General features: G+C 52.3%; 12 protein-coding genes. 3 read left to right on the top strand and 9 right to left on the bottom strand.

The annotated features are described in order from the left end of the window. Window positions 1-143 precede the first annotated feature (143 nt). The 3 genes from AC2FAJ_RS22930 (at window position 144) to AC2FAJ_RS22920 (ending at window position 2,457) form a co-directional block, all read left to right on the top strand. Window positions 144-1,685 (top strand): sensor domain-containing diguanylate cyclase, encoded by a 1,542-nt coding sequence (locus tag AC2FAJ_RS22930; RefSeq protein ID WP_045135539.1) that lies wholly within the window; start codon window positions 144-146, stop codon window positions 1,683-1,685. 146 nt (window positions 1,686-1,831) lie between these two features. Continuing rightward, window positions 1,832-2,140 (top strand): PTS sugar transporter subunit IIB, encoded by a 309-nt coding sequence (locus tag AC2FAJ_RS22925; RefSeq protein WP_010425948.1) that lies wholly within the window; start codon window positions 1,832-1,834, stop codon window positions 2,138-2,140. Further along, window positions 2,140-2,457, top strand: coding sequence for a PTS lactose/cellobiose transporter subunit IIA (locus AC2FAJ_RS22920; protein ID WP_008503455.1), 318 nt, complete (start codon window positions 2,140-2,142; stop codon window positions 2,455-2,457). Before AC2FAJ_RS22925 ends, AC2FAJ_RS22920 begins: the two co-directional genes overlap by 1 nt. Window positions 2,458-2,515: 58 nt before the next feature. On the opposite strand, the gene rpoC is transcribed toward AC2FAJ_RS22920, so the two are convergent. The 9 genes from rpoC to AC2FAJ_RS22875 form a co-directional block, all read right to left on the bottom strand. Beyond that, the gene (rpoC, locus tag AC2FAJ_RS22915) at window positions 2,516-6,739 is read right to left on the bottom strand and encodes a DNA-directed RNA polymerase subunit beta' (protein WP_028015097.1); all 4,224 of its coding nucleotides are present in this window, start codon (window positions 6,737-6,739) and stop codon (window positions 2,516-2,518) included. A 76-nt stretch (window positions 6,740-6,815) separates the two neighbouring features. Next, window positions 6,816-10,844 (bottom strand): DNA-directed RNA polymerase subunit beta, encoded by a 4,029-nt coding sequence (rpoB, locus tag AC2FAJ_RS22910; protein WP_015569976.1) that lies wholly within the window; start codon window positions 10,842-10,844, stop codon window positions 6,816-6,818. 319 nt (window positions 10,845-11,163) lie between these two features. Beyond that, on the bottom strand, window positions 11,164-11,529 hold the full coding sequence (rplL, locus tag AC2FAJ_RS22905; protein WP_002445276.1) for a 50S ribosomal protein L7/L12: 366 nt from the start codon (window positions 11,527-11,529) through the stop codon (window positions 11,164-11,166). 66 nt (window positions 11,530-11,595) lie between these two features. Next, window positions 11,596-12,093, bottom strand: coding sequence for a 50S ribosomal protein L10 (rplJ, locus tag AC2FAJ_RS22900; RefSeq protein WP_003862338.1), 498 nt, complete (start codon window positions 12,091-12,093; stop codon window positions 11,596-11,598). 289 nt (window positions 12,094-12,382) lie between these two features. Continuing rightward, window positions 12,383-13,087 carry a 50S ribosomal protein L1 gene (rplA, locus tag AC2FAJ_RS22895; RefSeq protein ID WP_006810530.1) on the bottom strand — a complete coding sequence of 235 codons (705 nt, stop codon included), beginning with the start codon at window positions 13,085-13,087 and terminating at the stop codon, window positions 12,383-12,385. Window positions 13,088-13,090: 3 nt separating this feature from the next. Beyond that, window positions 13,091-13,519, bottom strand: coding sequence for a 50S ribosomal protein L11 (gene rplK / locus AC2FAJ_RS22890; protein ID WP_008503452.1), 429 nt, complete (start codon window positions 13,517-13,519; stop codon window positions 13,091-13,093). Between the two features lie 156 nt (window positions 13,520-13,675). Next, window positions 13,676-14,221, bottom strand: a complete 546-nt coding sequence (nusG, locus tag AC2FAJ_RS22885; RefSeq protein ID WP_003862341.1) for a transcription termination/antitermination protein NusG — start codon at window positions 14,219-14,221, stop codon at window positions 13,676-13,678. A 1-nt stretch (window position 14,222) separates the two neighbouring features. Further along, window positions 14,223-14,606: a preprotein translocase subunit SecE gene (gene secE / locus AC2FAJ_RS22880; RefSeq protein WP_003862342.1), complete on the bottom strand. Its 384-nt coding sequence runs from the start codon at window positions 14,604-14,606 to the stop codon at window positions 14,223-14,225. A gap of 227 nt (window positions 14,607-14,833) precedes the next feature. Beyond that, window positions 14,834-14,931, bottom strand: a 98-nt coding sequence (locus tag AC2FAJ_RS22875) for an EF-Tu C-terminal domain-related protein (RefSeq protein WP_072082015.1), incomplete at its 5' end; no start/stop codon positions are given.

Genomic DNA, 14,931 nt, shown 5'->3' with positions numbered 1-14,931 from the left:
GGAATTTCTTAGTGATTCTTAAGATAAATCATCTCGCCTGAAATCGTGTTCCGTATAATTCACCGCTAACCGCAGGACAGCGACTATGCTGAGAGGATATCGGCAGACGAAAAATATTCACCATCAGGATCGATGTACAACTCATGGCACTTCACAGCAAAAAGCTCTCTTTCACCCGACCCATTATGCTCAGCTTCGCGGGGATTCTGTGCAGTTTTGCGCTGATCGCGGTCGTGGTCTCTCTTTCGCAAAGAAAGGATTTCCTTGAGGATTATCACAAGATTAACAGTAACTTCACGCATAACCTGGCGGTTAACTATACCGAATCAATCCTGCGTGAAAACGACTATATCCTTGGTCGCTCTGCGATGTACTTTGCCCGCAGCGAGATACTGAATGAGACGCTCAACGTCAACCCGACGCAAGGGCTGCAGATGTTGATGCATTTGCAAAACCTGATGCCGACCGTGTCATCCATCTCGCTGGCCGACACAGAGGGACATTATTTACACGCTCCAGAAGCGCCTCCCACGGAAAAGAGTAAAAACGTCGATCCGCGGACGCGCCCGTGGTTTGTCGCGCACGCAGAAGCCAGTATTTTCAGCCATTATACCCACCATTATACGGACTACTTTACCGGGCATCCGACAGTTACGCTTTATAAGCCATTGATTTCAACAGAAGGCAGACTCAAGGGTACCCTCGCTTTTCATCTTGACTTGACGTCGATGGGGTATACCCTTCGACAAATGGTGGCCCCCGTACAAGGGGAATTCTTCGTCGTCGAACGCGACGGGACCGTCGTGCTGCACCCAGATACAGGCGCCCTGTTCAAAAAGTACGTGAGCGAAGCGCTGATGGACAAAATGACCAGCGGCGAAGGCCATCTTTACGACCGGAAAACCAATGCCTGGTATTACTACTACTCTTTCACGAACCCGGACTGGTTTGTTATCTATCGGGTATCTGGCGCAACGCTTACCGATATCACCCGCCACGAAACCACTATCGTTGGCTGGGGCTTTGCGCTGGCAGCCATCATCATCATTCTCTTCGGCCTTTATCTGCGTCATGCCTCGCGTACCGTATTAATGACTATTATCAATGCGATCAAAACGGGCGATGTCAGCCAGGCACCGCGTCTGGAAGCGATGCTGAGCCACACGATTCAGTCCAATAAAGAGCGGGAGATGGCGTATGTTCGTCAGGCCACTCACGATGCGCTGACCGGCTGCAAAAACCGCCGTGCGTTTGACAATGATGTGGATGAACTGCTGACCGCCCACCAGCCTTTCGCACTGGCGCTGATTGATATCGATAACTTCAAATCGATCAACGACACATGGGGACATCTGAGTGGTGACATTGTCCTGCGTAATGTGGCGCGCGAAGGGATCCAGATAATGCAGCCACACAACATCTCGGTTTATCGCTACGGTGGAGAAGAGTTCGCGGTGATCTTCCAGGCCGAGCAGATCGCTGCCGCATTCTCATTGCTTGACGCCTGGCGCACCGCCGTTGAAAGGCGCGTCTGGCGGGAAGAAAACCTGCACGTTACGTTCAGTGCGGGTCTGGGGGAATGGCATTTCGAACCGCTGGAACAACTGGTGGGAAGTGTCGATAACGCGCTTTATAGCGCTAAACAGCAGGGAAAAAACCGCATTGTTCGAACAACCGTCGGCTAATTTTCTCTCCTCCCGTCAGAATTGTAACCGGTTTCAGAAAAATGCCGCTTTCTTTGTGATGCCTGACACACAATCGCGGTAAAGCGGTTGTTGAAGCTCTCTGCGCAGGATAATTATCAATAAACACATGTAGATCGAGGCTGATTATGAAGAACATCGTTTTATGCTGTGCAGCGGGAATGTCAACCAGCATGCTGGTTCAACGTATGAAAGATGCCGCGCAGAAAAAAGGGGTTGAAGTCACCATTAAAGCCGTTCCGGTTGCGGAGTTTAAAGACAATATCGCGACGGCCGACATCGTATTGCTGGGGCCACAGGTCAAATACGAGCAGGCTAAACTGCAGGCACAGGCCGACCCGCTGGGCAAAAAGGTCGCGGTGATCGACATGATGGATTACGGCATGATGAAAGGCGATGCCGTACTGGAAAAAGCGCTTAAACTGCTGGAGTCATAATGGAAGACTTAGAAACCACAATCATGGAACTGCTGGTCAACGCCGGTGCGGCCCGCAGTGCGGCCCTGACGGCTCTGCAGATGGCGCGTAAAGGTGAGTTTGACGAAGCTGAAAAAGCGATGGAAGAATCCCGCGAATATGTGAAGCACGCGCATACGATCCAGACGCAGCTTATTGGACTTGACGAAGGGACCGGGAAACTGCCGGTTAACCTGATCACCGTTCATTCTCAGGACCACCTGATGAACGCGATGGTTATTCAGGATCTGGCGGGCGATATGATTGAGCTTTATCGACGCATCCCGTTAGTGAATTGAAGAAATGCAGATATAAAAAAACCCGCCGAGGCGGGTTTTTTATTTACGGCATCAACGATTACTCGTTGTCGGAACCGCCCAGACCTGCGTTCAGCAGTTCTGCCAGGCTCGCGGATGCATCTTCAGCAGTAACCTGCGGTGCTGCTGGCAGTTCGCCCGCAGCGCGACGACGCATACGATCCTGATGGTACGCATAACCGGTACCGGCAGGGATCAGACGACCCACGATGACGTTCTCTTTCAGACCGCGCAGTTCATCACGTTTACCAGCAACAGCGGCTTCGGTCAGGACACGAGTCGTTTCCTGGAACGATGCTGCGGAGATGAAGGACTCGGTTGCCAGAGACGCTTTGGTGATACCCAGCAGATCGCGTGCGAAGGTCGCACCGATTTTGCCGTTCGCTTCCAGATCGCGGTTAGCGATCTTAACGCGTGAGTATTCAACTTGCTCGCCTTCCAGGAAGTCGGAGCTGCCCGCGTTTTCGATGGTTGCTTTACGCAGCATCTGACGAACGATAACTTCGATGTGCTTATCGTTAATCTTAACGCCCTGCAGGCGGTATACGTCCTGTACTTCGTTAACAATGTAACGAGTAACAGCATGCACACCACGCAGACGCAGGATGTCGTGCGGCGCTTCTGGACCGTCGGAAACCACGTCACCACGTTCTACACGTTCGCCTTCGAACACGTTGAGCTGACGCCACTTAGGAATCATCTCTTCGTACGGCTCGCTGCCATCTACTGGTGTGATAACCAGACGGCGCTTACCTTTAGTCTCTTTACCGAAGGAGATGATCCCGCTGATTTCAGCCAGGATTGCAGGCTCTTTCGGACGACGTGCTTCGAACAGGTCCGCAACGCGTGGCAGACCACCGGTGATGTCCTTGGTACCGCCGGATTCCTGAGGAATACGCGCCAGGGTGTCACCAGAGCTGATCTGTACGCCATCTTCCAGCTGTACAATCGCTTTACCCGGCAGGAAGTACTGCGCAGGCATATCGGTACCCGGGATCAGAACGTCGTTACCCTGAGCATCAACGATTTTCAGTGCAGGACGCAGATCTTTACCGCCGGTAGTACGTTCAGCAGAATCCAGAACCACCAGAGAAGACAGACCGGTCAGCTCGTCGGTCTGACGAGTAATGGTCTGGCCGTCGATCATGTCAGTAAAGCGGATGAAACCACTTACTTCGGTGATAACCGGCATGGTGTGTGGATCCCAGTTTGCAACGGTTTCACCGCCGGCAACCTGCTCGCCATCACCTTTCGCCATAACCGCACCGTAAGGCACTTTATAGCTCTCTTTGGTACGACCGAATTCGTCGATCAGCTTCAGCTCGGTGTTACGAGAGGTCACAACCAGCTTGCCTGCGGAGTTAACAACAGACTTCGCGTTGCTGAGCTTGATGCTACCTTTGTTTTTCACCTGAATGCTGGATTCAGCAGCCGCACGAGATGCCGCACCACCGATGTGGAACGTACGCATCGTCAGCTGTGTACCCGGCTCACCGATGGACTGTGCCGCGATAACGCCGATGGCTTCACCTTTGTTGATGATGTGGCCACGCGCCAGGTCACGACCGTAGCAGTGCGCACACACACCAAAGTCGGTGTCACAGGATACAACGGAACGCACTTTCACAGAGTCAACAGAGTTCGCTTCCAGCAGGTCACACCACTGTTCGTGCAGCAGGGTGTTGCGTGGAACCAGAATGTCTGCGGTGCCCGGCTTCAGAATGTCTTCCGCGGTCACACGACCCAGTACGCGATCGCGCAGCGGCTCTTTAACATCACCACCCTCGATAACCGGGGTCATGGTGATACCTTCGAGGGTGCCACAATCGTCTTCGGTCACAACCAGATCCTGCGCAACGTCAACCAGACGACGCGTCAGATAACCGGAGTTCGCTGTCTTCAGTGCGGTATCCGCCAGACCTTTACGCGCACCGTGCGTGGAGATGAAGTACTGGAGTACGTTCAGACCTTCACGGAAGTTCGCGGTGATTGGCGTTTCGATGATGGAGCCATCTGGCTTCGCCATCAGACCACGCATACCTGCCAGCTGACGAATCTGTGCTGCAGAACCACGCGCACCGGAGTCGGCCATCATGTAGATGCTGTTGAAGGAAACCTGCTGCTCTTCGACGCCGTCACGGTTAATCACGGTTTCGGTTTGCAGGTTATCCATCATCGCTTTGGATACACGATCGTTCGCCGCTGCCCAGATATCGATAACTTTGTTGTAGCGTTCGCCCGCGGTTACCAGACCAGACTGGAACTGCTCCTGGATCTCAGCAACTTCAGCTTCCGCTTCAGAGATGATCTCGTGTTTCTTCTCTGGGATGACCATGTCATCAATACCAACAGATGCACCTGAACGCGCTGCATAAGCAAAGCCGGTATACATTGTCTGGTCAGCGAAGATAACGGTCGGCTTCAGACCCAGAATGCGGTAACAGGTGTTCAGCATTTTGGAGATCGCTTTCTTGCCCAGCGCCTGGTTGACGATGGAGAAAGGCAGACCTTTCGGTACGATCATCCACAGAATGGCACGGCCAATGGTCGTGTCTTTCAGGCTGGTCTTCGCAACGAATTCGCCGTTTGCATCTTTTTCGTATTCGGTGATACGCACTTTAACGCGCGCATGCAGAGAGGCCAGGCCAGCGCGATAAATACGCTCAGCTTCTTTCGGGCCAGTCAGCACCATGCCTTCGCCTTTGGCGTTAACACAGTCACGGGTCATGTAGTACAGACCCAATACAACGTCCTGAGAAGGAACGATAATTGGTTCACCGTTCGCTGGAGACAGGATGTTGTTGGTAGACATCATCAGCGCACGCGCTTCAAGCTGGGCTTCCAGCGTCAGCGGTACGTGAACAGCCATCTGGTCACCATCGAAGTCGGCGTTATAGGCCGCACAAACCAGCGGGTGCAGCTGGATAGCTTTACCTTCGATCAGGACTGGCTCAAATGCCTGGATACCCAGACGGTGCAGGGTTGGTGCACGGTTCAGCAGTACCGGGTGTTCGCGGATAACTTCGTCCAGGATATCCCAAACGACAGCTTCTTCACGCTCAACCATTTTCTTAGCGGCTTTGATGGTGGTGGCCAGGCCACGCAGCTCCAGCTTGCCGTAGATGAACGGTTTGAACAGCTCCAGTGCCATTTTCTTCGGCAGACCGCACTGATGCAGACGCAGGTATGGACCTACGGTGATTACAGAACGACCGGAGTAGTCAACACGCTTACCGAGCAGGTTCTGACGGAAACGACCCTGCTTACCTTTGATCATGTCGGCCAAAGATTTCAGAGGACGCTTGTTAGAACCGGTGATCGCACGACCGCGACGACCGTTATCCAGCAGGGCATCTACCGCTTCCTGCAGCATACGTTTTTCGTTGCGTACGATGATATCCGGCGCAGCCAGATCCAGCAGACGTTTCAGACGGTTGTTACGGTTGATAACGCGACGATACAGATCGTTCAGATCGGACGTTGCGAAACGACCACCATCCAGCGGAACCAGCGGACGCAGATCTGGCGGCAGAACCGGCAGAACGGTCAGGATCATCCACTCTGGTTTGTTACCAGACTGAACGAACGCTTCCAGCAGTTTGATACGCTTGGTCAGCTTTTTACGCTTGGTTTCGGAGTTGGTTTCGTTCAGCTCTTCACGCAGCTGCTCGCACTCCTGCTCCAGATCCATGCTCTTCAGCAGGGCCTGAATAGCTTCCGCACCCATCTTCGCGTCGAATTCGTCACCGAACTCTTCCAGCGCGTCCAGATACTGCTCTTCAGTCAGGATCTGGTGACGTTCCAGGTTCGTCATCCCGCCTTCGATAACTACATAAGATTCGAAGTACAGTACACGTTCGATATCGCGCAGCGGCATATCCAGCAGCAGACCGATACGGGACGGCAGAGATTTCAGGAACCAGATGTGAGCAGTCGGAGACGCCAGCTCGATGTGGCCCATACGCTCACGGCGTACTTTAGTCTGGGTCACTTCAACGCCGCACTTCTCACAGATCACACCGCGGTGTTTCAGGCGCTTGTACTTACCGCACAGGCACTCGTAGTCTTTTACTGGCCCGAAAATACGCGCACAGAAAAGGCCGTCACGCTCAGGTTTGAACGTACGGTAGTTGATGGTTTCCGGCTTTTTAACTTCACCGAAAGACCATGAACGGATCATGTCTGGCGAAGCCAGAGCAATTTTGATCGCATCAAACTCTTCGGTTTTAGTCTGCGCTTTCAGAAACTTTAATAAATCTTTCACGGATTTGCTCCCGTCGGAGTTAGCACAATCCGGTGCCGGGGGTTAACCCGGCACCAGTGACCTGTTTGAGCGAGAATTACTCGTCTTCCAGTTCGATGTTGATACCCAGCGAACGAATCTCTTTCAACAGTACGTTGAAGGATTCTGGCATGCCTGGTTCCATCTGATGGTTGCCGTCCACGATGTTTTTATACATCTTGGTACGACCGTTCACGTCATCAGACTTAACGGTGAGCATTTCCTGCAGGGTGTATGCCGCGCCGTATGCTTCCAGCGCCCACACTTCCATCTCCCCGAAGCGCTGACCACCGAACTGTGCCTTACCACCCAGCGGCTGCTGAGTAACCAGGCTGTAAGAACCGGTAGAACGAGCGTGCATCTTGTCGTCGACCAGGTGGTTCAGTTTCAGCATGTACATGTAACCTACGGTTACTGGACGCTCAAACTGTTCACCGGTACGGCCGTCAAACAGCGTAATCTGACCAGACGTTGGCAGACCACCCAATTGCAGCAGCTCTTTAATTTCAGCTTCTTTTGCACCGTCGAATACCGGCGTTGCAATTGGCATACCTTTGCGCAGGTTCTCTGCCAGACGCAGCACTTCTTCATCGCTGAAGGTGTTCAGGTCGACTTTCTGACGCACGTCGGTACCCAGATCGTAGGCACGCTGGATGAATTCGCGCAGTTTCGCGACTTCCTGCTGCTGTTTCAGCATGGCGTTGATCTTGTCGCCGATACCTTTCGCAGCCATACCCAGGTGGGTTTCCAGAATCTGACCGATGTTCATACGAGACGGTACGCCCAGCGGGTTCAGTACGATATCTACCGGCGTACCGTTAGCATCGTGCGGCATATCTTCGATCGGGTTGATCTTAGAGATAACACCCTTGTTACCGTGACGACCTGCCATCTTATCACCAGGCTGGATCTGACGTTTAACGGCCAGATACACCTTAACAATCTTCAGCACGCCTGGTGCCAGATCGTCGCCCTGAGTGATTTTGCGGCGTTTCGCTTCGAGTTTTTTCTCGAACTCGTGTTTCAGTTCGTCATACTGCTCAGCCAGCTGTTCCAGCTGATTTTGTTTCTCTTCGTCGGTCAGGCCGAGTTCCAGCCAGCGATCGCGTGGCAGTTTGTCGAGCTTCTCAGCTTCAACGCCACCGGCAACCAGCACCGCATAGATACGGCTGAACAGACCTGCTTCGAGGATCTGCAGTTCTTCAGACAGGTCTTTCTTAGCCTGTTTGAGCTGCATCTCTTCGATTTCCAGCGCACGCTTATCTTTCTCAACGCCATCACGAGTGAAGACCTGAACGTCGATAACCGTACCGGAAACACCGTTTGGTACGCGCAGAGAAGAGTCTTTAACGTCAGACGCTTTCTCACCGAAGATAGCACGCAGCAGTTTCTCTTCTGGGGTCAGCTGGGTTTCACCTTTCGGCGTCACCTTACCTACCAGAATGTCGCCGCCGGTCACTTCCGCACCGATGTAAACAATACCGGATTCATCCAGCTTGGAGAGCGCAGCTTCACCCACGTTAGGGATGTCGGCAGTGATCTCTTCTGGCCCCAGCTTGGTGTCACGGGACACACAGGCCAGTTCCTGAATGTGGATGGTGGTGAAACGATCTTCCTGAACCACACGCTCGGAGACGAGGATGGAGTCTTCGAAGTTGTAACCGTTCCACGGCATGAACGCTACGCGCATGTTCTGACCGAGCGCCAGTTCACCGAGGTCGGTGGACGGACCGTCTGCCAGCACGTCGCCGCGCTCAACTGGCTCACCCAGAGATACGCAAGGCATCTGGTTGATACAGGTGTTCTGGTTAGAACGGGTGTATTTGGTCAGGTTGTAGATGTCGATACCCGCTTCGCCCGGATACATCTCGTCTTCGTTAACTTTGATAACGATACGGGATGCGTCAACGTACTGAACGGTACCGCCACGCTTAGCAACTGCAGTAACACCGGAGTCAACGGCAACAGCACGTTCCATACCGGTACCAACCAGCGGCTTATCAGCACGCAGAGTTGGAACGGCCTGACGTTGCATGTTCGCACCCATCAATGCACGGTTGGCGTCATCGTGTTCCAGGAACGGGATCAGGGACGCACCGACGGATACCACCTGCTGGGTGGATACGTCCATGTAGTCAACCTGGTCGCGGCTGAACAAGCTGGATTCGCCTTTGCTACGGCAGGTAACCAGATCTTCTACAAAGTGGCCTTCGTCATCCAGGTTGGAGTTCGCCTGAGCGATAACGTAGTTGCCTTCTTCGATAGCAGACAGGTAATGAATTTCGTCGGTAACCACACCGTCGGTCACTTTACGATACGGGGTCTCAAGGAAACCGTATTCGTTCGTCTGTGCGTACACGGACAGGGAGTTGATCAGACCGATGTTTGGACCTTCAGGCGTTTCGATTGGACATACACGACCGTAGTGAGTCGGGTGTACGTCTCGAACTTCAAAGCCTGCACGTTCACGGGTCAGACCGCCTGGGCCGAGTGCAGAGATACGACGTTTGTGCGTGATCTCAGACAGCGGGTTGTTCTGGTCCATGAACTGAGACAGCTGGCTGGAACCAAAGAACTCTTTCACTGCTGCAGAAATCGGCTTGGCGTTGATCATATCCTGAGGCATCAGGGTATCCAGATCGCCCAGAGACAGACGCTCTTTCACCGCACGCTCTACACGTACCAGGCCAACGCGGAACTGGTTTTCCGCCATTTCGCCTACGGAACGGATACGACGGTTGCCGAGGTGGTCGATATCGTCCACTTCGCCTTTACCGTTACGGATATCGATGAGCTTCTTCATCACTTCGATGATGTCGTCTTTGCTCAGGATACCGGAACCTTCGATTTCGTCGCGCAGCAGAGAACGGTTGAACTTCATACGACCTACCGCGGACAGATCGTAGCGGTCTTCGGAGAAGAACAGGTTCTCGAACAGGCTTTCAGCCGCTTCGCGAGTTGGTGGCTCACCAGGACGCATCATGCGGTAGATTTCTACCAGCGCGCTCAGACGATCGTTGGTTGGGTCGACGCGTACAGTCTCAGAGATGTACGGACCGTGGTCCAGATCGTTGGTGAACAGCGTTTCGATACGTTTGTGGCCAGACTGGCTCAGCTTAGCCAGCAGATCCAGGCTCAGCTCCATGTTAGCCGGGCAGATCAGCTCGCCAGTTGATTCATCAACGTAATCTTTCGCGGCTACTTTTCCTGCAATGTATTCAACCGGAACTTCGATGTGTTTGATATCATCTTTTTCCAGTTGGCGGATGTGGCGCGCGGTGATACGGCGACCTTTTTCCACATACACTTTGCCGTCGGCTTCGATGTCGAACGACGCGGTCTCACCACGCAGACGTTCCGGCACCAGCTCCATCTGCAGCTTGTTGTCGCGGATTTCAAAGATCACTTTCTCAAAGAACAGGTCCAGGATCTGCTCAGTGGTATAGTTCAGTGCACGCAGAATGATGGTTGCAGGCAGTTTACGACGACGGTCGATACGGACAAACAGGTTGTCTTTTGGATCGAACTCGAAGTCCAGCCATGAACCACGGTAAGGAATGATGCGTGCGTTATACAGTACTTTACCGGAAGAGTGTGTTTTACCTTTATCGCTGTCGAAGAAGACGCCCGGGCTACGATGCAGCTGGGAAACGATAACACGCTCAGTACCGTTAATAACGAAAGTACCGTTGTCCGTCATGAGTGGAATCTCACCCATGTAGACTTCTTGTTCTTTAATGTCTTTTACGGTGCCTTCCGGCGCTTCGCGCTCGTAGATCACCAGACGCAGTTTTACGCGCAGCGGTGCGGAATAGGTCACGCCACGGATCTGACATTCCTGAACGTCAAACACCGGTTCGCCAAGGCGGTAGCTGACGTACTGCAGCTCGGAGTTACCGCTGTAGCTCTGAATCGGGAACACGGAACGGAAGGCTGCTTCCAGACCGTACTGCCCTTCAGGATCTTGCTCGATAAACTTCTGGAACGAGTCAAGCTGGATAGAAAGGAGATATGGAATGTCCAGAACTTGTGGACGTTTACCAAAATCCTTACGAATACGTTTTTTCTCGGTATAGGAGTAAACCATAGGGTTCCTCAGCTCGCTGACAAGTCGACCCATCTGTCCGACGAAGGGACAGTTTGTGCAACACCATTTTGTGGACCGGAAAATTGAATACTTTCCGCAATACCTGTTGCTATCACGCTTAAACCATTTCATTGCGATTTACACAGAGCGAGCACCCTGTCGCAGTATATTAAGTCGTCGATAGAAACAAGCATTGTCAGGACAATCAGCAGTCAAACAGTGTGAAATGCTACTGATGCCTTACAGCGCAAAAAGGCTGGTGACTAAAAAGTCACCAGCCATCAGCCTAATTGCTTAGGCTGCAACCAGAAAAGTTGGCTTATTTAACTTCAACTTCAGCGCCAGCTTCTTCCAGAGATTTTTTCAGTGCTTCTGCGTCGTCTTTGCTCACGCCTTCTTTCAGCGCAGCTGGAGCAGATTCTACCAGGTCTTTAGCTTCTTTCAGACCCAGGCCAGTTGCGCCACGTACTGCTTTGATAACAGCAACTTTGTTCGCGCCAGCAGCTTTCAGAATTACGTCGAATTCAGTTTTTTCTTCAGCAGCTTCAGCCGGGCCAGCAGCTACAGCTACAGCAGCAGCAGCAGAAACACCGAATTTTTCTTCCATTGCAGATACCAGCTCTACAACGTCCATTACGGACATAGCTGCAACTGCTTCAATGATTTGATCTTTAGTGATAGACATTTAAATTGTTCCTGAAAATCAGAATAAGTTTATACGTAAGCAAATGCTTTATAAAGATAACTGCGATTAAGCAGCTTCTTTCGCATCGCGTACAGCAGCCAGAGTGCGAACCAGTTTGCCAGCCGCAGCTTCTTTCATGGTTGCCATCAGGCGTGCAATTGCTTCTTCGTAGGTCGGCAGGGTTGCCAGGCGATCGATTTGCGATGCCGGGATCAACTCACCTTCAAAGGCTGCAGCTTTGACCTCAAATTTTGCATTCGCTTTCGCGAACTCTTTGAACAGACGAGCAGCAGCGCCCGGGTGTTCCATAGAGTATGCAATCAGGGTCGGACCAACAAACGTGTCTTTCAGGCACTCGAACTGAGTACCTTCAACTACGCGACGCAGCAGGGTGTTACGAACAACACGCATGTATACGCCAGCTTCACGACCTGCTTTACGCAGTTCAGTCATTTTGTCTACAGTAACGCCACGGGAATCCGCAACTACTGCAGACAGCGCGCCTTTGGCTACTTCGCTGACTTCAGCAACAATCGCTTGTTTGTCTTGAAGATTTAAAGCCATTAGCTTTGCTCCTGGATGTTTGCCGGAACTCATGTTCCGGAACTCACTTCACTCAACCCAACGGGAAGAGCGTCTTAATACGGTGAGCAGAAACAAGCCAGAGTATTAAAAATAATCTTAGCGTTCTGTCACCGTCTACGCAGGGGATTAAGTTTCTTGCGAAACACCTGCGGTCTTCGACGGAGGCCTGGATAGGCCAGGCTCCAACGAACAAATCTTTTAGCCGCTAACTTTCGTTAGCAAACGTGGGGGTAAGATTGTAGACAAAATCACCGCCCACGTAAAGGCATTAGTTTGCAGCAGCGCTCAGGCCAGCCTGGTCAACTGCAACACCTGCACCCATGGTGGTGGAGATGCTAACTTTCTTGATGTACACGCCTTTCGCCTGAGTTGGTTTAGCTTTTTTCAGCGCAACCAGCAGAGCTTCCAGGTTTTCTTTCAGTTTGTCAGCGTCAAAGTCCACTTTACCGATGGTGGTGTGGATGATGCCGTTTTTGTCGTTACGGTAACGAACCTGACCTGCTTTAGCGTTCTTAACCGCTTCAGCAACGTTAGGGGTTACAGTACCCACTTTCGGGTTTGGCATCAGGCCGCGTGGACCCAGAACCTGGCCCAGCTGGCCAACAACGCGCATTGCATCTGGAGAAGCAATAACAACGTCAAAGTTCATTTCGCCTTTCTTGATCTGATCAGCCAGATCTTCCATACCTACCAGTTCAGCGCCGGCAGCTTTAGCAGCTTCAGCGTTTGCACCCTGAGCAAATACAGCTACGCGAACGGAACGGCCAGTACCGTGTGGCAGTACAGTTGCGCCACGAACGTTCTGATCGGATTTACGAGCATCGATGCCCAGGTTAACGGCAACGTCAACGCTTTCAACGAACTTAGCAGTCGCCAGTTCTTTCAGCAAAGCAATAGCTTCGTTGATGTCGTACTGTTTGGTCGCATCAACTTTGTCACGGATCACGGACATGCGCTTGGTCAGTTTAGCCATTTCTTAGTCCTCCACTACCAGGCCCATGGAACGTGCAGTACCTTCGATGGAGCGAGTCATCGCTTCAATGTCGGCACCAGTCATGTCGGCAGCTTTGGTCTGCGCGATTTCCTGCAGCTGAGCGCGGGAAATTTTACCCACTTTGTCTTTGTTCGGTTTACCGGAACCAGACTTGATACCAGCCGCTTTCTTCAGCAGAACTGCTGCTGGAGGGGTTTTGGTAACGAAAGTGAAAGAACGGTCAGCGTAAACAGTGATTACGACTGGGATTGGCAGACCTTTTTCCAGGGATTCAGTTTTTGCGTTGAACGCTTTACAGAATTCCATGATGTTCACACCCTGCTGACCCAGAGCTGGACCAACTGGTGGACTTGGGTTCGCCATACCAGCTGCAACCTGCAGCTTGACGTAGGCTTGTACTTTCTTAGCCATTCTAAAATCCTCTGATTGGGTAATAGCGCCTCAGGGAGGCTCCCCGTGAATAAAATTCGTTTTACGGGCCGGGACCCATAAAAACAAAAGGCGCGAAATTGTATTCCAATCCCGCGCCTTGTGCAACGATTAAATCGTCGCTTTTTTGATCGCTGCTTAGGCTTTTTCTACCTGGGCAAAGTCCAGCTCTACCGGGGTCGCACGACCGAAGATAGAAACAGAAACTTTCAGGCGGGACTTCTCATAGTCCACTTCTTCAACCACGCCATTAAAGTCAGCAAACGGACCGTCATTAACACGAACCATTTCACCCGGTTCAAACAGCGTTTTCGGACGCGGCTTATCACCCACCTGCTGCAGGCGGTTCATAATCGCATCAACTTCTTTGTCGCTGATTGGCGCCGGACGGTCAGACGTGCCGCCGATAAAGCCCATCACACGCGGCACGCTGCGCACCAGGTGCCAGCTCGCGTCGTTCATAACCATCTGAACCAGCACGTAACCCGGGAAGAATTTGCGCTCGCTTTTGCGACGCTGGCCGCCACGGATCTCAACCACTTCTTCGGTCGGAACCATAACTTCGCCAAACAACTCTTCCATGTTGTGTAATTTGATATGCTCACGCAGCGACGTTGCTACGCGGCCTTCAAAACCGGAAAACGCCTGAACGACGTACCAGCGCTTTTTAGGGGCTTCAGACATCTCAGAACCTCAGGCCAGTGATAAAGGATACCAGGCGAACCAGAATACCATCCAGTCCCCACAGGATCAGTGACATTACAGCGGTTACCGCCGCTACGATCAGCGTGGTGTGCAATGTTTCCTGGCGAGTCGGCCAAATGACCTTGCGGACTTCGGTACGCGCTTCGCGGGCAAACGCAACGGTCGCTTTGCCTTTTGTCGTCAACAGCGCGACACCACCCGCCGCAGCAATCAGAATTACCACTGCAAGCGCGCGTAGCGGCAGCATCATGTCACGATAAAGATAGTTGCCGACAATCGCCACAATCAGCAGCACGGCTACAACTACCCATTTCATCGCTTCCAGGCCGCGCCCGCTCCCTTGAGCTTCGGTATTCGCACTCATAAACCAACCTGTCAGAAGTATTCTACAAACATTTTCACCCCGCGAGTGCGAGGCAAACCAATCGAAATGCTATTCGCTTTTCGTATTATACGCTCTCCGCAGAGCCTGTCTCAGCAATGATTATGACAAAATTAATCACTGATGAGCCAGGTTCTGATGTGAAAGCGTGCAAAAAGGGCATCAAATGATGCCCTTTTATTGCGCATTGCGTCAAATGTTATCAGCGATTAGCCGAGAACTTTAGCAACAACGCCCGCGCCAACGGTACGGCCGCCTTCACGGATTGCGAAACGCAGACCGTCGTCCATCGCGATTGGGTGGATCA

Source organism: Enterobacter cloacae complex sp. 385G4, assembly GCF_057320665.1.
This window is presented reverse-complemented; position numbering and strand designations above follow the sequence as displayed.